Genomic DNA, 21202 nt, shown 5'->3' on the forward strand with positions numbered 1-21202 from the left:
TCTAAATTAATCCAGATCAATAAATGCTCATTTAGCGAATGTAATGTGATCTGAGTAGGATCATTTGTTACCCCAATGTAGGTATATTCGTCACGTTTTTATAACCATAACGACGGAGCGAACATGAAAAAATTAACAGTGGCGGCATTGGCAGTCAGTACACTTCTCTCTGGTAGTGTCTATGCTCACGAAGCAGGCGAGTTTTTCATTCGTGCAGGTTCGGCAACGGTGCGTCCAACGGAAGGCGCGGATGGAACTCTGGGAAGTCTGGGGGGCTTTAGCGTGACCAATAACACCCAACTGGGCCTGACCTTCACTTATATGGCGACCGATAACATCGGTGTGGAATTGCTGGCGGCATCTCCATTTCGTCATAAGGTTGGCACAGCCACAACCGGAGATATTGCGACAGTCCACCATTTACCGCCAACACTGATGGCACAATGGTATTTTGGTGATTCCGGCAGTAAATTCCGTCCTTACATTGGTGCGGGTATTAACTACACCACCTTTTTTAATAATGACTTCAATGACACCGGTGAAGGTCTTGGCTTATCCGACCTTAGTCTGAAGGATTCATGGGGCGTGGCGGGACAAGTAGGTGTGGATTATCTCATCAACCGTGACTGGTTGCTTAATATGTCGGTCTGGTACATGGATATCGACACTGAGGTGAAATATAAATCCAATGGCGCAGTGCTGCCTGCAGGGCGTTATTCAGACAACGTACGCCTCGACCCGTGGGTATTTATGTTCTCTGCGGGTTACCGCTTCTAATTTTTTACTATCAATAAACCGCCAGATGTTTTCTGGCGGTTTGTCTCAAATTAACTTCGTGTAGCTGCTTTCATCGGACGGACAAAATCTTTCAGTGCTTCCAGCATTTTCTCTGGCTGACTAATGTGTTGCTCGATGATTTTCACAATTGCTGACCCAGAAATGGCTCCCGCAGCTCCTGCATCAATCGCTGCTTTTACCTGTTCCGGGGCAGAGATACCAAACCCTTGTAACGGAGGCGCAGCGTTGTACTCTTTCAGCTTCGTGACCAGATGATTGAGCGGTAATGCCGCGCGGTTTTCCGCACCGGTCACGCCTGCACGTGACAGCAAGTAGGTGTAACCACGACCGTAAGAGGCAATCTGGCGCAGCAAATCATCGTCGGCATTCGGCGGGCAGATAAAGATAGGTGCGACATTATGGCGCAACGCTGCCTGACGGAAGGGCGCAGACTCTTCCACTGGCACGTCGGCAACCAGCACCGAATCGACGCCGACTTTTTCACATTGAGCGTAAAACTCATCAATGCCTTTGTTAAACACCAGATTGGCGTACATCAGAAGGCCGACAGGAATCGTTGGGTGCTTCTGGCGAATCAGCGCCAGCATTTCAAAGCACTGTGCGGGAGTAACACCTGCCGCGAAGGCGCGCAGAGTCGCGTTTTGAATCGTCGGGCCATCCGCGAGTGGGTCGGAGAAGGGGATGCCTAACTCCAATGCATCAGCACCAGCTTCGATCAACGTATCGATAATTTTCAGCGACTGCTCAATGCCCGGATCACCGAGTGTGACGAAAGGAACAAATGCGCCTTCTTTGCGCTCCTTCAACTGGGCAAACAGAGATTCGTAGCGTTCCATCAGATTTCCCCTCGTGCTTTCAAAATATCGTGAACGGTGAAGATGTCTTTATCGCCGCGACCGGAAAGGTTAACCACCAGCAACTGCTCTTTTTCCGGGTTTTCGCGCATCATTTTCAGGGCATGGGCCAGCGCGTGGGAGGATTCCAGCGCCGGGATAATCCCTTCATGCAGGCACAGCGTTTTAAATGTTTCAAGTGCTTCATCATCGGTAATTGACACATAATCAGCGCGTCCAATGCTGTTGAGATACGCGTGTTGTGGGCCGACGGACGGGAAATCCAGCCCGGCAGAAATCGAATAAGATTCCTCAATTTGCCCGTCTTCAGTTTGCATCATCGGTGCTTTCATACCGAAATAGATCCCCACGCGACCGTGTTTTAACGGAGCGCCGTGCTCGCCGGTTTCGATGCCGTGACCGCCAGGCTCCACGCCAATCAGGCCGACGTTGGTTTCGTTGATGAAATCAGCAAACATACCGATGGCATTTGAACCGCCGCCAACGCAGGCGATAACGGCATCCGGCAGGCGACCTTCTCTTTCCAGAATCTGAGCTTTAGTTTCTTCGCCAATCATCCGCTGAAACTCACGCACAATGGTCGGGTAAGGATGCGGGCCAGCTGCGGTACCCAGCATATAGTGCGCGGTTTCGTAACTACCGGACCAGTCGCGCAGCGCCTCGTTACAGGCATCTTTCAGCGTCGCGGAACCGCTATGCACCGGGATCACTTCCGCACCCATTAAGCGCATACGAAAAACGTTAGGCGACTGGCGTTCAACGTCTTTGGCACCCATGTAAATACGGCATTTCAGGCCGAGCAGGGCGCTGGCAAGTGCCGAGGCCACGCCATGCTGACCGGCACCGGTTTCGGCGATGATTTCGGTTTTACCCATCCGCTTCGCCAGTAAAGCCTGGCCCAGCACCTGGTTGGTTTTATGCGCGCCGCCGTGCAGCAAATCTTCGCGCTTCAGATACAGCGTGGTGTTCGTCCCGGCTGTAATGTTCTGGCATTTGGTCAGCGCGGTTGGGCGCCCGGCATAGTTTTTCAGCAGGTCGTTGAACTGGGCCTGAAATTCAGGATCTTTTTGCGCGCTGACAAAAGCTTCTTCCAGCTGGCGCAGAGCAGGCATCAGGATTTGTGGCACGTACATGCCGCCAAACTCACCAAAATACGGGTTAAGTAATGTTGTCATTGTTCCTTTCCTTAATATGCGCGCAGCGTCTGGAAAACCGAGGCCAAAAGGCGTGCGTCTTTAATGCCCGGTTGCGACTCTACAGCAGAATTAAAATCAAGTCCGGCGCAGCCGGTTTGTGCCGCTTCCACGCAGTTATCTGCGCCTAAGCCCCCCGCCAGCAGAACGTTGCCAAGCGATTGACCATTTAATAGTGACCAGTCGAAACGTTGCCCGCTTCCACCCTGGCCGTTGTCGAAAACATATTTATCGACGTACTGAAAATCGCGCGCGGGAAGAGTTTCACCGACGCTCAATGCTTTCCAGATGGCAACGTGTGCTGGCAGAGCTTCACGCAGCGTATCGATATATTGCTGATCTTCATTACCATGCAGTTGTACTGCCGCCAGCGATAACGCGTTAGCTTTGTCCACCACATCGGCAATATCGTGATTGCGGAACACACCAACGTATTGCAACGGTGCCGCAGCCATCACTTCCTGCGCCTGTTCAACGCTGACGCAACGCGGTGACGTTGTAACAAATATCAATCCACCGTAAATCGCGCCTACGTCATAAGCGGCTCTGGCATCTTGTGGGCGAGTCAGGCCACACACTTTATTCTCACCCAGCAACACCCGGCGCACGGCGGCGTTCAAATCGTCATGGGCCATCAACGCCGAACCAATTAAAAAGCCGTTAGCGAAGTGGCTTAACTCACGTACCTGAGCGTAAGTATTGATGCCGGATTCGCTGATTACCGTCACGTTGTGCCCCAGTTTCGGCGCAAGCTCGCGGGTACGGTTGAGATCAATCGACAAATCACGCAGATCGCGGTTGTTGATGCCAACGACCTTTGCCCCCAATGCAATGGCGCGCTCCAGCTCCTCTTCATTACTGACTTCGGTCAGCACACCTATCTTCAAACTATGGGCGACAGCAGCAAGCTGGCGATATTGTTCATCGTCCAGAACCGACAGCATTAATAAGCAGGCATCGGCCTGGTAATAGCGCGCCAGATAGATCTGGTAAGGGTCGATAATGAAGTCTTTACATAAAATCGGCTGGGGGGAGATTTGGCTGACGATGGGGAGGAAATCAAAGCTCCCCTGGAAATATTTCTCATCGGTCAGCACCGAAATTGCCGAAGCATAATTTCTGTAAACGGTTGCAATGCGTGCCGGATCGAAATCATCACGGATCACGCCTTTTGACGGCGACGCTTTCTTGCACTCGAGAATAAACACGGTACGTGCACCCTGTAGCGCATCATAAAAATGTCGCGTGCTCGGCTGAACCTCATTCTGAAAACTGGCCAGCGGTTGCTGCTGTTTGCGGGCTTCTACCCAAATCGCCTTGTCTGCGACGATTTTCGCTAAAACGGTTTGCATCATTTACCCTCGTGCCGCCAGTGCGGTGACTCTGTCGTAAGCGGAACCACTGCGCAGTACCTCAAGAACGGTTTGCGCATTGGCTTGCAGATCTTCCTGGCCATGCAGGCGCATTAACATGGCGACATTCGCCGCGACGGCTGCTTCATGGGCGGCGTCGCCTTTACCTTGTAACAAGCGTGTTAAAATGTCACGGTTTTCTTCCGGTGTTCCGCCTGCCAGTTGCTCCTGGTAGTAGGGCGTCAGGCCAAAATCTTCTGCAGTTAGCTGATAGCTCTTAATTTCGCCGTCATGTAGTTCGGCAACGATTGTCGGCGCGTGTAAAGAAACTTCATCCATCCCGCCGCTGTGCACCACCGCCGCACGTTGATACCCCAGTACGCGCAGCGTTTCGGCAATCGGCAGCACCAGTTCCGGACTATAAACACCAATTAACGCCAGCGGTGGATGAGCCGGGTTAATCAATGGCCCCAGCACGTTGAACAGGGTGCGAGTTTTCAGTTGCTGGCGAACCGGCATCGCGTGGCGGAATCCGGTGTGATATTTCGGCGCAAAGAGGAAACAGACGCCTAACTCATCCAGCGCCTGGCGCGATTTATCGGCATTCATATCAAGATTAATACCGAACGCCGCCAGCAGATCCGACGAGCCAGATTTACTGGAGACGCTGCGGTTACCGTGTTTCGCCACTTTCAGTCCACATGCCGCAGCGACAAACGCACTGGCGGTAGAAATGTTGATACTGTTGCTGCCGTCACCGCCTGTACCGACAATATCGGCAAACAGATAATCAGGGCGCGGGAACGGCGCGGCGTTTTCCAGTAGCGCCGTTGCTGCTCCAGCGATTTCGTTTGGGTGCTCGCCGCGAATTTTCATGCTCACCAGCGCCGCCGCCAGTTGTTCCGGCTTCAGCTCGCCACGCACCACCGCTGAAAAAAGCTGGTGGCTTTCTTGTTGGCTAAGCGTCTGCGCCTGATACAGTTTTTCCAGAATCGGTTGCAACGTGTTGGTTGGTTCTAGTTTCTGCTGCGCCCAGGCCAGCGTTTGTTCCAGCAGGCGAGCGCCCTGAGTGGTAAGAATGGATTCCGGATGGAACTGGAATCCGCAAACGCGATCTGCATCGTGACGTACCGCCATCACCATGCCATTAAAATGGGCATTGATGGTTAAACCTGCCGGAATGTTACTGCCTACCAACGAGTGATAACGCGCCACCGGCAATGGGTTTGTTAATCCGGCAAACATCGCCTGACCGTCATGTTCAATGCTCGACGCTTTACCGTGAAGAATTTCGCCCGCCTGACCGACATAGCCCCCGTAAGCTTCGACAATCGCCTGATGTCCGAGGCAAATGCCAATGATTGGCAGTTTACCGCGCAGGCGGGTGAGGAGTTCCGGCATACAACCGGCTTCGCTTGGCACACCGGGGCCAGGAGAAAGCATCAGCACCGGATTGCTCATCGTCGCCAGGCGTTCAATTAAGGTCTGCGCCGGAATATGGTTGCGGTAAATCACCACGTTATGACCATTGCTGCGCAACTGATCTGCCAGGTTGTAAGTAAAAGAGTCGATATTATCGAGCAGCAGAATGTCAGCCATCAGAATGTCTCCTGTGCATGATGCGCGGTGGCAATAGCGCGCAGTACAGCGCGGGCTTTATTACGGGTTTCGTCGGCTTCCGACTGCGGAACAGAATCAAGGACTACGCCAGCACCCGCTTGCACGGTAGCGATGCCGTTTTCCACCAGCGCCGAGCGGATCACAATGCAGGTGTCGAGATCGCCATGCGCGGTGAAATAACCTACTGCGCCGCCGTAGCTGCCGCGTCGACGACCTTCCGCTTCGGCAATTAACTGCATAGCGCGTACTTTCGGCGCACCGCTTAACGTCCCCATATTCATACAGGCGCGGTAAGCGTGCAGGGCGTCGAGATCGTGGCGCAGCTCACCGACAACGCGGGAGACCAGGTGCATCACGTAAGAGTAACGGTCAACTTTGGTGAGATCGGCGACGTAGCGGCTGCCAGGGGTGCAAATGCGTGCCAGATCATTACGGGCGAGATCCACCAGCATCAGATGTTCAGAAAGCTCTTTATGATCGGTACGCATTTCCAGTTCGATGCGGCTGTCGAGGTCTCTGTCCAGTGAACCATCGGCACGACGACCGCGTGGGCGTGTTCCGGCAATCGGGTAGATCTCAATCTGGCGGTTGGTGGCGTCATACTTGAGCGAACTCTCCGGCGACGCGCCAAACAGGGTAAAATCATTATCCTGCATAAAAAACATGTACGGGCTGGGATTACTCTTTTTCAGCACGTAATAGGCCGCCAGCGGTGACGGGCAGGGCAGAGAGAAACGGCGAGATGGCACCACCTGGAAAATTTCTCCGGCGCGAATCGCTTTTTGCAACGAACGCACTACGCCACCGAACTCTTCATCGCTCTGATTACATTCACAACGCATATGCGGCACGGAAACCACCGGCAGCGGCGGCGCGGCTTCGGTCAGTTGCTGACGTAGTTCGTTCAGGCGAGCAGTGAGACGTTGTTTTTCTTCTTCATTGGGAGCAAACAGGCTGGCCTGAATACGGGTGCTTTTTTTCTGATGATCGATAATCATCAGCGTTTCGGCGAGATAAAAACAGAAATCAGGGCAGTTATTTTCCGCTGACAATTGCGGTAAATCTTCAAACCCCGCCACAAGGTCATAAGAGAACAGGCCGCCGAAGAACATTGCTTCTCGTTCTTCCTTCGGTACATTCAACAGATTCTGCAATAAGCGGAAAGTGTCAAAAACCGAAAGGGAGCATATGCGGGCGTCTTCATCCAGCAGTGGACTGACAGGGGGGAAGCGCAGCACTCGACAGTTTGGTGATTGTTCATTTTCCACACCCGCAGGCAGGGCGTTATCCAGTAGTGTCAGCAGGGCTTCGCCATTGCGTGAGAGTGCTTTAATTGTGACAGTGTCACCTAAAGCTGTAATACGCAGCGCACTGTCCACCAGCAGCAGGCTTTTTAAATCATCTTTGCTGTCGATATCTGCGGATTCCAGCAGCAGCGTTGCCGGACGATCCCCACACAACTGGTGAAAAAGCGCGGTGGGATTGTCGCGATAAGCGCCTTCGCAGGTTAACAATTCGAGAGTCGGTTTTTGTGTTTGCATTGTTATTCTCTAATTTTGTTCAAAAAAAAGCCCGCTTATAAGGCGGGCTGGGTATCTGATTGCTTTACGCATGGTGAATACACTGCCCGTTTCAGGAAGTGCGCCACCAACCTTTCAGTACGAAAATCGCTTTCATTGTCGATACCCTTTTTACGTGAACTTGCGTACTAGTTAACTAGTTCGGTGGTTAATTGTCAACAGCTCATTTCAGAATATTTGCCAGAACCGTTATGATGTCGGCGCCAAAAACATTATCCAAAACGGGAGTGCGCCTTGAGCGACACGAATTACGCAGTGATTTACGACCTGCACAGCCATACCACAGCTTCCGATGGCTGCCTGACGCCAGAAGCATTGGTGCACCGTGCAGTCGAGATGCGCGTTGGCACCCTGGCGATCACCGACCATGACACCACAGCTGCAATCGCGGCAGCAAGAGAGGAAATTTCACGTTCGGGACTGGCGCTGAATCTTATTCCCGGCGTGGAAATTTCCACAGTCTGGGAAAATCATGAAATTCATATTGTCGGGCTGAATATTGATATTACTCATCCGCTAATGTGTGAGTTCCTCGCGCAGCAGACAGAACGGCGCAATCAGCGGGCGCAGCTAATTGCCGAAAGACTTGAAAAAGCGCAAATACCAGGGGCGCTGGAAGGCGCGCAACGACTGGCGCAGGGCGGCGCGGTGACGCGCGGTCATTTTGCTCGTTTCCTGGTGGAGTGCGGCAAAGCCAGTTCAATGGCGGATGTCTTTAAAAAGTATCTGGCGCGCGGGAAAACCGGATACGTTCCGCCACAGTGGTGTACAATAGAACAAGCTATTGATGTCATTCATCATTCTGGCGGTAAGGCGGTGCTTGCTCATCCTGGGCGGTACAATCTTAGTGCTAAATGGCTGAAAAGATTGGTTGCGCATTTTGCCGAACATCACGGCGACGCGATGGAAGTCGCGCAGTGCCAGCAATCGCCCAATGAACGCACCCAACTGGCGACACTTGCCCGCCAGCATCATTTATGGGCATCACAAGGATCTGATTTTCATCAGCCATGCCCGTGGATCGAACTGGGTCGTAAACTCTGGCTGCCTGCAGGCGTTGAAGGCGTCTGGCAGCTATGGGAACAGCCGCAGAACACCACAGAGAGGGAATTATGAGCCAGTTTTTTTATATTCATCCTGATAACCCGCAGCAACGTCTGATCAACCAGGCGGTGGAGATCGTGCGTAAAGGCGGGGTGATTGTTTATCCAACCGATTCCGGCTATGCGCTCGGCTGTAAAATCGAAGATAAAAACGCCATGGAGCGTATTTGTCGTATTCGCCAGCTGCCGGACGGTCACAACTTTACCTTGATGTGTCGCGATCTTTCCGAACTCTCGACCTATTCCTTTGTGGATAACGTCGCGTTTCGCCTGATGAAAAACAACACGCCAGGTAACTACACTTTCATCCTGAAGGGAACGAAAGAGGTGCCACGCCGTCTGTTGCAGGAAAAACGTAAAACCATCGGGATGCGCGTGCCTTCTAACCCGATTGCGCAGGCGTTACTTGAAGTATTGGGCGAACCGATGCTTTCCACATCGCTGATGCTACCGGGCAGCGAATTTACCGAATCCGATCCGGAAGAAATTAAAGACCGTCTGGAAAAACAGGTGGATTTGATTATCCACGGCGGCTATCTCGGGCAGAAACCGACAACGGTCATTGATCTTACCAATGATACGCCGGTCGTGGTGCGTGAAGGCGTGGGTGATGTGAAGCCTTTCTTATAAAAAATTGCGTTCCACGGATGGAAGATTATGGCAGGGATATATCGCTGCATTTTGCTGTTGATAGTTGGGCTTTTTTTCTCTTCGTTGAGTTATGCGAAAAACACGGAGATCCCTTCATATGAAGAAGGGATCTCGCTCTTTGATGTTGAAGCCACTCTGCAACCGGATGGGGTGCTCGACATCAAAGAGAACATTTATTTTCAGGCGCGAAATCAGCAGATTAAGCACGGATTTTATCGTGATTTACCACGACTATGGATGCAGTCTAATGGGGACGCTGCACTGCTGAACTATCGTATTGTTGGCGTTACCCGTGACGGCGTTCCTGAACCCTGGCATCTTGACTGGCATATTGGGTTGATGAGTATTGTCGTGGGTGATAAGCAGCGTTTCTTGCCGCAAGGCGATTATCACTATCAAATTCATTACCAGGTTGAAAATGCTGTATTGCGTGAGGGTGATTCTGACCTGCTTATCTGGAACGTGACCGGTAACAACTGGCCGTTTGAAATCTATAAGACCCAATTTTCGCTCCAGCTCCCCACTATTGCGGGTAATCCATTTAGTGAAATCGATCTCTTTACCGGAGATGAGGGCGAAACTTATCAAAATGGCCGTATTCTTGCGGATGGGCGAATTGAATCCCGCGAACCGTTTTACCGTGAAGACTTCACGGTACTCTACCGCTGGCCTCACGCTTTACTTAGCAATGCCCCGGCCCCACAAACGACAAATATTTTCAGCCATCTTTTTTTGCCCTCAACATCGTCTCTTATCATTTGGTTACCTTGTCTGTTACTGGCGTGTGTATGGTTATATCTCTGGAAGCGCAGGCCGCAATTTACGCCGGTAGATGTGAGTGAAATTGAAACCATTCCTCCCGATTACACGCCTGGTATGTTGCGCCTTGATGCAAAACTGGTTTATGACGACAAAGGTTTTTGTGCCGATATTGTAAATCTGATCGTGAAAGGAAAAATTTATCTGGAAGATCAGTATGACAAGAACCAGCAAACCCTGATTCGTGTTAATGAAGGCGCTACCAGAAATAATGCGGTATTACTGCCCGCAGAGCAGTTATTACTGGAGGCGTTATTTCGCAAAGGCGACAAGATAATTCTCGCTGGTGGACGAAACAGAGTATTACGCAGAGCATTTTTACGGATGCAGAAATTTTATCTGCCACGTAAAAGGTCTTCGTTTTACCGACCTGATGCGTTTTTGCAATGGGGCGGACTGGCGATATTGGCGGTCATTCTCTATGGAAACCTGAGTCCCGTAGGCTGGGCAGGTATGAGTCTGGTGGCTGATATGTTCATCATGACCTGCTGGCTTCTTCCTTTTTTGTTTTCTTCCCTTGAGCTTTTGTTTGCACGCGATGATGACAAGCCTTGCGTTAATCGTGTAATGATCACTTTGTTTTTACCACTGATTTGTTCAGGCGTGGCTTTCTATTCTCTCTACATCAATGTCGGAGATGTGTTCTTTTACTGGTATATGCCAGCCGGTTATTTTAGTGCCGTTTTCCTGACGGGGTATCTCACCGCCCTGGGGTATATTTTTCTGCCACAGTTTACACAAACAGGGCAGCAACGTTATGCCCACGGTGAAGCTATCGTTAACTATCTTGCGCGTAAAGAGGCGGCAACGCACAGTGGGCGGCGGCGGAAAGGGGAAACACGGAAACTGGATTACGCTTTGTTAGGTTGGGCGGTCTCGGCAAACCTTGGCAGAGAATGGGCAGCACGTATCACCCCATCACTCACAACGGCTGTTCGCGCCCCGGAAATTGCCCGTAGTGGCGTTTTATTCTCATTGCAGATGCACCTGAGTCTGGGGGCCAATACCAGTTTGTTGGGGCGAAGTTATTCCGGTGGTGGTGCTGGCGGCGTTGCGGGTGGCGGAGGCGGTGGTGGCTGGTAATCAAGCTGATGTTAATCGAAACAAGCTTTAACCATAAAGATAGTGTAGTATGTTGCGCCTCAAAGCCAGGCCAGTTAAAACGTCGAGTCGTTTAGTTAGGGCCTGAAGAGTTCAAACAGACTTTACTATCAGTGAGTCAGATGTAAGTTCTGACTCACTGTTGCACAAAAGCATATCAGACGCCTGGGAAGGCGACACCAAAAGGAAGCTCTATGAGCGAAAAGCTACAGAAAGTGCTGGCGCGTGCCGGCCACGGTTCTCGCCGTGAAATCGAATCTATTATTGAAGCCGGTCGCGTGAGTGTTGATGGCAAAATTGCTAAACTCGGCGATCGCGTTGAAGTTACCCCTGGACTGAAAATTCGTATCGATGGTCATCTGATTTCGGTACGTGAGTCCGCTGAACAAATTTGTCGCGTTCTGGCCTATTACAAACCGGAAGGTGAGTTGTGTACCCGTAACGATCCGGAAGGGCGCCCGACGGTGTTTGATCGCCTGCCAAAACTGCGTGGCGCACGCTGGATTGCCGTAGGTCGTCTGGATGTTAACACCTGTGGTCTGTTGCTGTTCACCACCGATGGTGAACTGGCAAACCGTTTAATGCACCCCAGCCGTGAAGTTGAACGTGAATATGCCGTGCGTGTATTTGGTCAGGTTGACGACGCGAAACTGCGTGATTTGAGTCGCGGCGTGCAACTGGAAGATGGTCCGGCAGCCTTTAAAACCATCAAGTTCAGCGGCGGCGAAGGGATCAACCAGTGGTACAACGTTACTCTGACCGAAGGTCGTAACCGTGAAGTTCGTCGTCTGTGGGAAGCGGTTGGTGTACAGGTAAGTCGCCTGATCCGTGTGCGTTACGGTGATATTCCACTGCCAAAAGGTCTGCCACGCGGCGGCTGGACTGAGCTGGATCTCGCCCAGACAAACTATCTGCGTGAACTGGTGGAGCTGCCGCCAGAAACCAGCTCTAAAGTCGCTGTAGAAAAAGATCGTCGCCGTATGAAGGCGAATCAAATTCGACGTGCGGTGAAACGTCACAGTCAGGTGAGTGGCGGTCGTCGTTCTGGTGGACGTAATAATAACGGTTAATTTAAGTTAAGTATAAAATAAAGGCCCTGCGGGGCCTTTTCTTCATTTGAAGCATGATAAATAGTCGCAGTATTTTAATTTAATTTCATACTTGCTTATGAATAATGCCCGGAAATAGCCACATTACTATTTAATTATCTGAGATAAACTCAACGTCAAGAGGTGGGTTATGATTAGATATAGTGGAATATTTCTATCGCTGTTAATGCTTTCAGGTTGTGCAACTGAAGCATTGAAAAACGAACAAGCTGAAACTGTTATTACTGCGGGTAACAAAGCGGTGGCGGCGAATGCAAGTTTCTTTAAACAATACTATGCTTCTCGTGAAAACTTCCTTGTTAATTTCTACGCGACTAATCCGGATTGTGCCCTGCGACCTGATTATACCATTGATATAGGCGGTGATGGGAATGGTGGAAAATTATGCCAGCGTTCAGGGCCAAATACAAAACAAGTACAATTAGTCCCTTTCGAGAAAGAAAAATTACTGGCTTCAATGGAAGTCATTAATAGCATGAGCGCTTATGTGGAACTTCTGACAGAGGATATGGCAACTACGGAAAGTCAGCAAGTGGCATTACTTAAACAGGCTCTGGATCACGCAAACAACGCACAAACACTACTTGGTGTTTCACATAGCAAAGATTTAGCTCAATCTGCAGCAGCGGTTAAAGATTTAGTAAATTATTTCAATGAGTTATATATAATAAAAGTTAATTCTGGAAAATAGGCAAAACGGTAGATGAAAGCTGGGTAAGACTTATAAGGAACATGGCAGTTTTGCGCAATGATATTTATACAAAAAGCAATAAGATTGAAAATTATACCTTTGCGAATGTGCATGATAATATGTTTTATTATAATACGGCATCTAAAAACTCTAAGAATACAGAGTTTAACACTCTGAAAAACAGGAAGGAGTTTCTAAGTTCAGTAATCAATGTGAATGAAACCAGACTACAGGTATCGGCACCTGCCATGCCTGCGATTGAGGCTTTAAATGCCTTTATAGATAAGGGTGATTATCTGAAAAGCTTATACGTTAATAAAACACGCACGGCAGCTGAACAAAAAAGATTAAATGAAATATTACGCGCACAGGTCATTAGTGGGTTAAAGGCGTCTGAGGGGCTGGCAAAATTACTTATAGCCAGCGGAATAATGTTATAGGAGGCTTTTTATGAACGATGTGCAAAATCGTAGAATACTGGCATTACTTGACATGCTGTATAATACTTTGGGTAATAAAACCACATGCAATGTTTGTCATAAATATTTTATCCATATCCTCACAGTTATGAACAACCTGACGATTAACTATGGTACTGAAACTTCGCCAGAGTTAGCCGGGATAAATTATGACGATGCTAATGCGTTAATTACTGAACTGATATTATTTATTGAAGATGTTGACGCTGAGAATCATGAAGCATACCAGAGACATTTGAATGAGATTATACGCATTCTGAATTTCGCTATTGCCGCTTGAATATAATCATGATTAAAGCACCTCAAGAGGCTTCTTTTGAGGTGCTTTCACTTAGTAGTCAATCCCTATCTGCGCTTTTACGCCAGCATCAAACGCATGTTTCACCGGGCGTAATTCACTGACGGTATCTGCCAGTTCAAGTATATCCCGATGACAGCCACGACCCGTAATAATCACCGTTTGTTGATGCGGACGATCATTTAAGGCTTGCATCACTTCTTCCAGTGGCAAATAGTCATACGCCACCATATACGTGAGCTCATCGAGCAAAACCATATCCAGCGAGGAATCAGCCAGCATCCGTTTGGCATGTTGCCAGACTTCACGGCAGGCGGCGGTATCAGACTCGCGATTTTGCGTATCCCAGGTAAAGCCCGTTGCCATTACCTGAAACTCAACGCCGTGTGGTTCCAGCAGTTTTCGTTCGCCATTAGGCCAGGTGCCTTTAATAAACTGAACGACGCCCACTTTTTTTCCGTGACCAACTGCGCGTGTTGCCGTACCAAATGCCGCAGTAGTTTTGCCTTTTCCATTGCCAGTAAAAACAATAATAATACCGCGTTCATCCTGGGCCTGGGCCACACGAGCATCTACTTTTTCTTTCACTCGCTGCTGACGCTGTTGGTAGCGTTCATCACTCATTGGGAAATTCCTGGTTTACGGCCCGGTTGGGCGTCAAAGGTCATGCCGGTTTTACGGCGGCTGTCATCGCCCATCAGCCAGAGGTAAAGTGGCATGATATCGGCGGGGGTTTTGAGTTTCTGCGGATCTTCGGTAGGAAAAGCACTGGCACGCATTGCAGTTCGTGTACCGCCCGGGTTAATGCAGTTGACACGCAGGCGCTGTTGATATTCATCGGCCAGTACCTGCATCATTCCTTCGGTAGCAAATTTTGAGGCAGCGTACGCGCCCCAATTAGCCCGACCCTGACGACCGACGCTTGATGAGGTAAAGACCAGCGAACCAGCGTCCGATTTGAGTAATAAAGGAAGCAGTGCCTGGGTGAGCATAAAGGTGGCATTAACGTTGACCTGCATGACATCCTGCCAGACCTGCGGATTTTGTTCGCTCATCGGGCATACTTCGCCAAGCAATCCGGCATTATGCAGAACTCCGTCCAGGCGCGGATAATTAACGGCAATGCGCTGTGCCAGTTGATGGCAATCTTCGGATGTGCAGGTCAGTAAATCGAGAATAAACCACTGTGGATGATGCCCGGTCTCTTCGAACATACGCTGGGCGACCTGACGTAATTTTTCTTCGTTCCGGCCCAGCAGAATGACCGTTGCGCCATAGCGCGCATAAGTTAAAGCGGCTTCACGACCAATGCCGTCGCTGGCGCCTGTCACCAGGATAATACGATCATTGAGTAAATCTTGTTTTGGTTGGTAATGCATGGCTACTCCCCGACGACATCAACAGTCGCGCTGCCAGTGTACTTTATGACTTTGGGGTTTTATGCCTGAAACAGGAGGGCATTTCAATCAGCCTGGGGCGATAACGCCGCAAAATGAACACTTTGTCATACTTTCGCTGCAATAACATCTCTGCGAGACGGCTTAACATGCCTGTTGTAAACTGTGAGCCAAAGCGTTGTTTAACCAAGGTGGGACTCGTGGAATTGTTGTCTGAATATGGTTTGTTTTTGGCGAAAATCGTCACCGTTGTGGTGGCGATTGCGGCTATTGCCGCCATTATTGTCAATGTTGCTCAACGTAATAAACGCCAACGTGGCGAGTTACGGGTCAACAATCTCAGCGAACAGTATAAGGAGATGAAAGAAGAACTGGCTGCGGCGCTGATGGATCCACATCAGCAAAAACAGTGGCACAAAGCGCAGAAGAAAAAGCACAAGCAAGAAGCGAAGGCAGCGAAAGCAAAAGCCAAACTGGGCGAGGTGGCAGCCGAAAGCAAGCCACGAGTCTGGGTGCTGGATTTCAAAGGCAGCATGGACGCCCATGAAGTGAACGCGCTACGTGAAGAGGTCACTGCGGTACTCGCGGCATTTAAACCGCAGGATCAGGTCGTTCTGCGTCTGGAAAGCCCCGGTGGCATGGTACATGGTTACGGTCTGGCGGCTTCACAGTTGCAGCGCCTACGCGATAAAAATATTCCTTTAACCGTTACGGTAGACAAAGTGGCTGCCAGCGGCGGGTATATGATGGCCTGTGTGGCGGATAAAATTGTTTCAGCGCCGTTTGCAATTGTTGGCTCTATTGGTGTTGTGGCGCAAATGCCCAACTTTAACCGCTTCCTGAAAAGCAAAGATATTGATATCGAACTGCACACTGCCGGGCAGTATAAGCGCACGCTGACAGTGCTGGGTGAAAACACCGAAGAAGGGCGCGAGAAATTCCGCGAAGAACTGAACGAAACACATCAGTTATTTAAAGATTTTGTGAAGCGTATGCGTCCGTCTCTGGACATTGAAATGGTGGCAACCGGTGAACACTGGTACGGACAACAGGCGGTGGAGAAAGGCCTGGTTGACGAAATCAACACCAGTGATGAAGTGATCCTTAGCCTGATGGAAGGTCGTGAAGTGGTCAATGTACGCTATATGCAGCGTAAACGGTTGATCGATCGATTCACTGGCAGCGCGGCAGAGAGCGCCGACCGATTGTTGCTACGCTGGTGGCAACGCGGGCAAAAGCCGTTGATGTAAAAGATAAACGCGAGGGTAAACCTCGCGTTTTGCTTTAATCGACCAGATGGTATTTTTCCGAGAGCACATGGGCCAGGTGTTTGAACATATTAAACACCGCGGTGCTTTTCGCTGTCGGCAATCCTTGTTCATCTAAAAAATAATCGCCGCTAAACACCAGCACGCCATTACGCTGCGTGACGCCGGTGGCTTCAATCCCTGCGAGCGTATCCTCATGCTCACGTATGATTTTGTTAGCCTCTTTCAACAGCGTTTCGCGGTCGATGGGTTGTGTCTCTTTGTTCATTATTTACTCCTTAAACAAGGACATTAGTCTACGCCAGGCATGGCTTGCAGACAAATATACCACGCTGACGGCAAGAGCGCCTTACTGGCAACTTTGGATTTTGCATGCTAATAAAGTTGCGTAACGGATTTTATCAGGTACAGTGTGACGCTTTCGTCAATCTGGCAATAGATTTGCTTGACATTCGACCAAAATTACGTCGTGCTATAGCGCCTGTAGGCCAAGACCTGTTAACTCAGTCACCTGAATTATCGTGAACAGAGTCACGACAAGGGGTTGATATCCGCAGAGAGCGAGTCCATATCGGTAACTCGTTGCCAGTGGAAGGTTTATCAATGTGCGACGCATTCCTGGAAGAATCAAATTAGGTAAGGTGAATATGGGTAAAGCTCTTGTCATCGTTGAGTCCCCGGCAAAAGCCAAAACGATCAACAAGTATCTGGGTAGTGACTACGTGGTGAAATCCAGCGTCGGTCACATCCGCGATTTGCCGACCAGTGGCTCAGCTGCCAAAAAGAGTGCCGACTCTACCTCCACCAAGACGGCTAAAAAGCCTAAAAAGGATGAACGTGGCGCTCTCGTCAACCGTATGGGGGTTGACCCGTGGCACAATTGGGAGGCGCACTATGAAGTGTTGCCAGGTAAAGAGAAGGTCGTCTCTGAACTGAAACAACTGGCTGAAAAAGCCGACCACATCTATCTCGCAACCGACCTTGACCGCGAAGGGGAAGCCATTGCATGGCACCTGCGGGAAGTGATTGGTGGTGATGATGCGCGCTATAGCCGAGTGGTATTTAACGAAATTACGAAAAACGCGATTCGTCAGGCATTTAACAAGCCAGGTGAGCTGAATATCGATCGTGTTAATGCCCAGCAGGCGCGTCGCTTTATGGACCGCGTGGTGGGGTATATGGTTTCTCCGCTGCTGTGGAAAAAGATCGCTCGTGGTCTGTCTGCCGGGCGTGTGCAGTCGGTGGCGGTCCGCCTGGTGGTTGAACGTGAGCGTGAAATTAAAGCGTTCGTACCGGAAGAGTTCTGGGAAGTGGATGCCAGCACGACCACGCCATCCGGCGAGGCATTGGCTTTGCAGGTGACTCATCAGAATGACAAACCGTTCCGTCCGGTCAATAAAGAACAAACTCAGGCTGCGGTAAGTCTGCTGGAAAAAGCGCGCTATAGCGTGCTGGAACGTGAAGACAAACCGACCACCAGTAAACCTGGCGCTCCTTTTATTACCTCCACGCTGCAACAGGCTGCCAGCACCCGTCTTGGTTTTGGCGTGAAAAAGACCATGATGATGGCGCAGCGTCTGTATGAAGCAGGCTATATCACTTATATGCGTACTGACTCTACTAACCTGAGTCAGGACGCGGTAAATATGGTTCGCGGTTATATCAGCGATAATTTTGGTAATAAATATCTGCCGGAAAGTCCGAATCAGTACGCCAGCAAAGAAAACTCACAGGAAGCGCACGAAGCGATTCGTCCTTCTGACGTCAATGTGATGGCGGAATCGCTGAAGGATATGGAAGCGGACGCACAGAAACTTTACCAGTTGATCTGGCGTCAGTTTGTTGCCTGTCAGATGACCCCGGCGAAATATGATTCCACCACGCTGACCGTTGGTGCAGGTGATTTCCGCCTGAAAGCACGCGGACGTATTCTGCGCTTTGATGGCTGGACGAAAGTAATGCCTGCGCTGCGTAAAGGCGATGAAGATCGTATTTTACCGGCAGTCGATAAAGGCGACTCCCTGTCGCTTGTTGAACTGACTCCGGCGCAGCACTTTACCAAGCCGCCAGCCCGTTTCAGCGAAGCCTCGCTGGTTAAAGAACTGGAAAAACGCGGTATTGGTCGTCCGTCTACCTATGCGTCGATTATTTCGACCATCCAGGATCGCGGCTATGTGCGTGTGGAAAACCGTCGATTCTATGCGGAAAAAATGGGTGAAATCGTGACCGATCGCCTGGAAGAAAATTTCCGCGAATTAATGAATTACGACTTCACCGCGCAGATGGAAAACAGTCTCGACCAGGTGGCAAATCACGAAGCTGAATGGAAAGCCGTACTGGATCACTTCTTCTCGGATTTCACCCAGCAGCTTGATAAAGCGGAAAAAGATCCGGAAGAGGGCGGTATGCGTCCAAACCAGATGGTTTTGACCAGCATTGACTGCCCTACCTGTGGCCGCAAAATGGGTATTCGTACAGCAAGCACCGGGGTATTCCTTGGCTGTTCTGGCTATGCGCTGCCGCCGAAAGAGCGTTGCAAAACCACCATTAACCTGGTGCCGGAAAACGAAGTACTGAATGTACTGGAAGGCGAAGACGCTGAAACTAACGCCCTGCGCGCCAAACGTCGTTGCCCGAAATGCGGCACGGCGATGGACAGCTATCTCATAGATCCAAAACGTAAGTTGCATGTTTGTGGTAATAACCCAACCTGCGATGGTTACGAGATCGAAGAGGGCGAATTCCGCATTAAAGGTTATGACGGCCCGATCGTTGAGTGTGAAAAATGTGGCTCTGAAATGCACCTGAAAATGGGGCGTTTCGGTAAATACATGGCCTGCACCAATGAAGAGTGTAAAAACACGCGTAAGATTTTACGTAACGGCGAAGTGGCACCACCGAAAGAAGATCCGGTTCCGCTGCCAGAATTAGCGTGCGAAAAATCGGATGCTTATTTCGTGCTCCGTGACGGCGCTGCTGGAGTGTTCCTGGCTGCCAACACCTTCCCGAAATCTCGTGAAACGCGTGCGCCGCTGGTTGAAGAGCTTTATCGCTTCCGCGACCGTCTGCCGGAAAAACTGCGTTATCTGGCGGAGGCTCCGCAGCAAGATCCAGACGGTAATAAGACAATGGTTCGCTTTAGCCGTAAAACCAAACAGCAATATGTGTCTTCGGAAAAAGACGGAAAGGCAACTGGCTGGTCAGCATTTTATGTTGATGGCAAATGGGTTGAAGGGAAAAAATAACCTTTAAGTCTGTCAGGTTTTTATAAACAAAGGGTCGCAAAAGCGGCCCTTTTTTATTGCATATTATTTTTTCTACACACCTATACACTAAAGCTATAAATGATATAGTGGTTATAGTTATCACTTTTTTTATTATTAAATCGTATTAGTCACCCGCCAGGTGTGGCGAAAAAACGATGTTCTGATGGCGTCTAATTGGATGGTTTAACATGAAATTACAACAACTTCGCTATATTGTTGAGGTAGTCAATCATAACCTGAATGTCTCCTCAACGGCTGAAGGACTTTACACATCACAACCCGGGATCAGTAAGCAAGTCAGAATGTTGGAAGATGAACTGGGCATTCAAATTTTTTCCCGTAGCGGTAAGCACCTGACGCAGGTAACCCCCGCAGGGCAGGAAATTATCCGTATTGCTCGTGAAGTGTTGTCAAAGGTCGACGCTATTAAATCGGTAGCCGGTGAACACACCTGGCCTGATAAAGGTTCGCTGTATATTGCCACTACTCATACTCAGGCACGTTATGCGCTGCCAAATGTCATTAAAGGCTTTATCGAGCGTTATCCTCGAGTTTCTTTGCATATGCATCAGGGCTCGCCGACACAAATTGCTGATGCAGTCTCTAAAGGTAATGCTGATTTCGCAATTGCCACGGAAGCCCTGCATTTATATGAAGATTTAGTGATGTTGCCGTGCTACCACTGGAACCGGGCCATTGTGGTAACCCCGGATCATCCTCTGGCGGGCAAAAAGGAAATCACGATTGAAGAACTGGCGCAGTATCCGCTAGTAACCTATACCTTCGGCTTTACCGGCCGTTCCGAACTGGACACAGCGTTTAACCGCGCAGGGCTGACGCCGCGTATTGTCTTCACAGCAACTGATGCTGACGTCATTAAAACCTACGTTCGTCTTGGGCTGGGAGTAGGGGTCATTGCCAGCATGGCGGTCGATCCGGTTTCAGACCCCGATCTGGTGCGTGTCGATGCACATGATATCTTCAGCCACAGCACAACTAAAATTGGTTTTCGCCGTAGTACGTTTTTACGCAGCTATATGTATGATTTCATTCAGCGTTTTGCGCCGCATTTAACGCGAGACGTCGTTGATGCCGCCGTAGCACTGCGTTCCAATGAAGAAATTGAAGTCATGTTCAAAGATATCAAATTGCCAGAAAAATAATTACCCACGTTATTTCCGGCATCTTTTTATGTGACAAAGGTGCCGGAATATATTTTCTATTCCTTTTTATTTGTTAGTCGCTCACAATATAAATATCCACAAAATTTTTATGGCAAATCGAGCATAAAGTAGTGTCTATTTATCCGCGTTGCAAACTCCACTCTTCAAATATCTATTTCAGGTCAAAAGATTGAATTATTCACTGGAAACGATTCGTAAATTCGCTGGATTTTTGACTAAAGTTTCATTAGGATTTGTCCTATCATTTGATTAATTATACCAATCGTTTAGCGTCTTGCTGATAAGTGATGGCGATTATATGAGGTTAGCAATGCCTTCTGGAAATCAGGCCCCCCGCCGGGACCCTGAATTAAAACGCAAAGCCTGGCTTGCGGTATTTCTTGGTTCTGCGCTCTTTTGGGTGGTTGTCGCACTGCTGATTTGGAAAGTGTGGGGATAA

General features: G+C 49.7%; 19 protein-coding genes, 1 pseudogene and 1 other annotated feature. Of the genes and pseudogenes, 11 read left to right on the forward strand and 9 right to left on the reverse strand.

Going from position 1 to position 21202, the window contains the following annotated elements:
- Nucleotides 1-123 precede the first annotated feature (123 nt).
- The gene (gene ompW / locus FEM44_RS21330) at nucleotides 124-777 is read left to right on the forward strand and encodes an outer membrane protein OmpW (RefSeq protein ID WP_130259719.1); all 654 of its coding nucleotides are present in this window, start codon (nucleotides 124-126) and stop codon (nucleotides 775-777) included.
- A gap of 50 nt (nucleotides 778-827) precedes the next feature.
- Here ompW and trpA read toward each other — a convergent pair whose 3' ends face one another.
- From trpA to trpL, 6 genes are all read right to left on the reverse strand, one after another.
- On the reverse strand, nucleotides 828-1634 hold the full coding sequence (gene trpA, locus FEM44_RS21335) for a tryptophan synthase subunit alpha (protein ID WP_135522717.1): 807 nt from the start codon (nucleotides 1632-1634) through the stop codon (nucleotides 828-830).
- Nucleotides 1634-2827: a tryptophan synthase subunit beta gene (gene trpB / locus FEM44_RS21340; protein ID WP_135522716.1), complete on the reverse strand. Its 1194-nt coding sequence runs from the start codon at nucleotides 2825-2827 to the stop codon at nucleotides 1634-1636. Before trpB ends, trpA begins: the two co-directional genes overlap by 1 nt.
- Before the next feature lie 11 nt (nucleotides 2828-2838).
- Nucleotides 2839-4200: a bifunctional indole-3-glycerol-phosphate synthase TrpC/phosphoribosylanthranilate isomerase TrpF gene (trpCF, locus tag FEM44_RS21345; protein ID WP_171022610.1), complete on the reverse strand. Its 1362-nt coding sequence runs from the start codon at nucleotides 4198-4200 to the stop codon at nucleotides 2839-2841.
- A complete protein-coding gene (trpD, locus tag FEM44_RS21350; RefSeq protein ID WP_135522715.1) occupies nucleotides 4201-5796 on the reverse strand; it encodes a bifunctional anthranilate synthase glutamate amidotransferase component TrpG/anthranilate phosphoribosyltransferase TrpD in 1596 nt (531 codons plus the stop codon).
- Nucleotides 5796-7358 (reverse strand): anthranilate synthase component I, encoded by a 1563-nt coding sequence (gene trpE / locus FEM44_RS21355; RefSeq protein ID WP_135522714.1) that lies wholly within the window; start codon nucleotides 7356-7358, stop codon nucleotides 5796-5798. Before trpE ends, trpD begins: the two co-directional genes overlap by 1 nt.
- Nucleotides 7359-7379: 21 nt before the next feature.
- Nucleotides 7380-7473: a sequence feature (Trp leader region), on the reverse strand.
- Nucleotides 7450-7494, reverse strand: coding sequence for a trp operon leader peptide (gene trpL, locus FEM44_RS21360; RefSeq protein WP_001700591.1), 45 nt, complete (start codon nucleotides 7492-7494; stop codon nucleotides 7450-7452). Its footprint overlaps the feature before it by 24 nt.
- A 137-nt stretch (nucleotides 7495-7631) precedes the next feature.
- On the opposite strand from trpL, the gene rnm reads away from it, so the two are divergent.
- The 6 genes and pseudogenes from rnm to FEM44_RS21390 all read left to right on the forward strand — a co-directional run bounded on the left by rnm (nucleotide 7632) and on the right by FEM44_RS21390 (nucleotide 13630).
- The gene (gene rnm, locus FEM44_RS21365) at nucleotides 7632-8513 is read left to right on the forward strand and encodes an RNase RNM (protein ID WP_135522713.1); all 882 of its coding nucleotides are present in this window, start codon (nucleotides 7632-7634) and stop codon (nucleotides 8511-8513) included.
- Nucleotides 8510-9130, forward strand: a complete 621-nt coding sequence (locus FEM44_RS21370; protein WP_135522712.1) for an L-threonylcarbamoyladenylate synthase — start codon at nucleotides 8510-8512, stop codon at nucleotides 9128-9130. The genes rnm and FEM44_RS21370 overlap by 4 nt, the downstream gene beginning before the upstream one ends.
- A gap of 27 nt (nucleotides 9131-9157) precedes the next feature.
- Nucleotides 9158-11053 carry a DUF2207 domain-containing protein gene (locus tag FEM44_RS21375; RefSeq protein ID WP_135522711.1) on the forward strand — a complete coding sequence of 632 codons (1896 nt, stop codon included), beginning with the start codon at nucleotides 9158-9160 and terminating at the stop codon, nucleotides 11051-11053.
- Between the two features lie 212 nt (nucleotides 11054-11265).
- A complete protein-coding gene (gene rluB, locus FEM44_RS21380) occupies nucleotides 11266-12141 on the forward strand; it encodes a 23S rRNA pseudouridine(2605) synthase RluB (RefSeq protein WP_001291217.1) in 876 nt (291 codons plus the stop codon).
- A gap of 169 nt (nucleotides 12142-12310) precedes the next feature.
- Nucleotides 12311-13311, forward strand: a pseudogene (locus FEM44_RS21385) (hypothetical protein).
- 10 nt (nucleotides 13312-13321) lie between these two features.
- Complete coding sequence (locus FEM44_RS21390; RefSeq protein WP_135522709.1) at nucleotides 13322-13630, forward strand: hypothetical protein; 309 nt, start codon at nucleotides 13322-13324, stop codon at nucleotides 13628-13630.
- Between the two features lie 51 nt (nucleotides 13631-13681).
- Here the strand turns inward: FEM44_RS21390 and cobO are convergent, their stop codons facing one another.
- Both cobO and FEM44_RS21400 read right to left on the reverse strand, forming a co-directional pair.
- On the reverse strand, nucleotides 13682-14272 hold the full coding sequence (gene cobO, locus FEM44_RS21395; protein WP_135522708.1) for a cob(I)yrinic acid a,c-diamide adenosyltransferase: 591 nt from the start codon (nucleotides 14270-14272) through the stop codon (nucleotides 13682-13684).
- Entirely contained in the window at nucleotides 14269-15027 is a 759-nt protein-coding gene (locus tag FEM44_RS21400; protein WP_135522707.1) for a YciK family oxidoreductase, read from the reverse strand. Before FEM44_RS21400 ends, cobO begins: the two co-directional genes overlap by 4 nt.
- A 218-nt stretch (nucleotides 15028-15245) precedes the next feature.
- Between FEM44_RS21400 and sohB the strand changes: the two genes are divergently transcribed.
- On the forward strand, nucleotides 15246-16295 hold the full coding sequence (sohB, locus tag FEM44_RS21405; RefSeq protein ID WP_130259729.1) for a protease SohB: 1050 nt from the start codon (nucleotides 15246-15248) through the stop codon (nucleotides 16293-16295).
- A gap of 34 nt (nucleotides 16296-16329) precedes the next feature.
- Here the strand turns inward: sohB and FEM44_RS21410 are convergent, their stop codons facing one another.
- A complete protein-coding gene (locus FEM44_RS21410; RefSeq protein ID WP_130208857.1) occupies nucleotides 16330-16581 on the reverse strand; it encodes a YciN family protein in 252 nt (83 codons plus the stop codon).
- A gap of 379 nt (nucleotides 16582-16960) precedes the next feature.
- On the opposite strand from FEM44_RS21410, the gene topA reads away from it, so the two are divergent.
- The 3 genes from topA (at nucleotide 16961) to FEM44_RS21425 (ending at nucleotide 21202) form a co-directional block, all read left to right on the forward strand.
- Complete coding sequence (gene topA / locus FEM44_RS21415) at nucleotides 16961-19558, forward strand: type I DNA topoisomerase (RefSeq protein ID WP_130208855.1); 2598 nt, start codon at nucleotides 16961-16963, stop codon at nucleotides 19556-19558.
- A 209-nt stretch (nucleotides 19559-19767) separates the two neighbouring features.
- Nucleotides 19768-20742: an HTH-type transcriptional regulator CysB gene (gene cysB / locus FEM44_RS21420; RefSeq protein ID WP_064527218.1), complete on the forward strand. Its 975-nt coding sequence runs from the start codon at nucleotides 19768-19770 to the stop codon at nucleotides 20740-20742.
- A 319-nt stretch (nucleotides 20743-21061) separates the two neighbouring features.
- A complete protein-coding gene (locus tag FEM44_RS21425; protein WP_214251104.1) occupies nucleotides 21062-21202 on the forward strand; it encodes a YmiA family putative membrane protein in 141 nt (46 codons plus the stop codon).

Origin of the sequence: Escherichia sp. E4742 (assembly GCF_005843885.1) — a bacterium.
Lineage (GTDB): Bacteria > Pseudomonadota > Gammaproteobacteria > Enterobacterales > Enterobacteriaceae > Escherichia.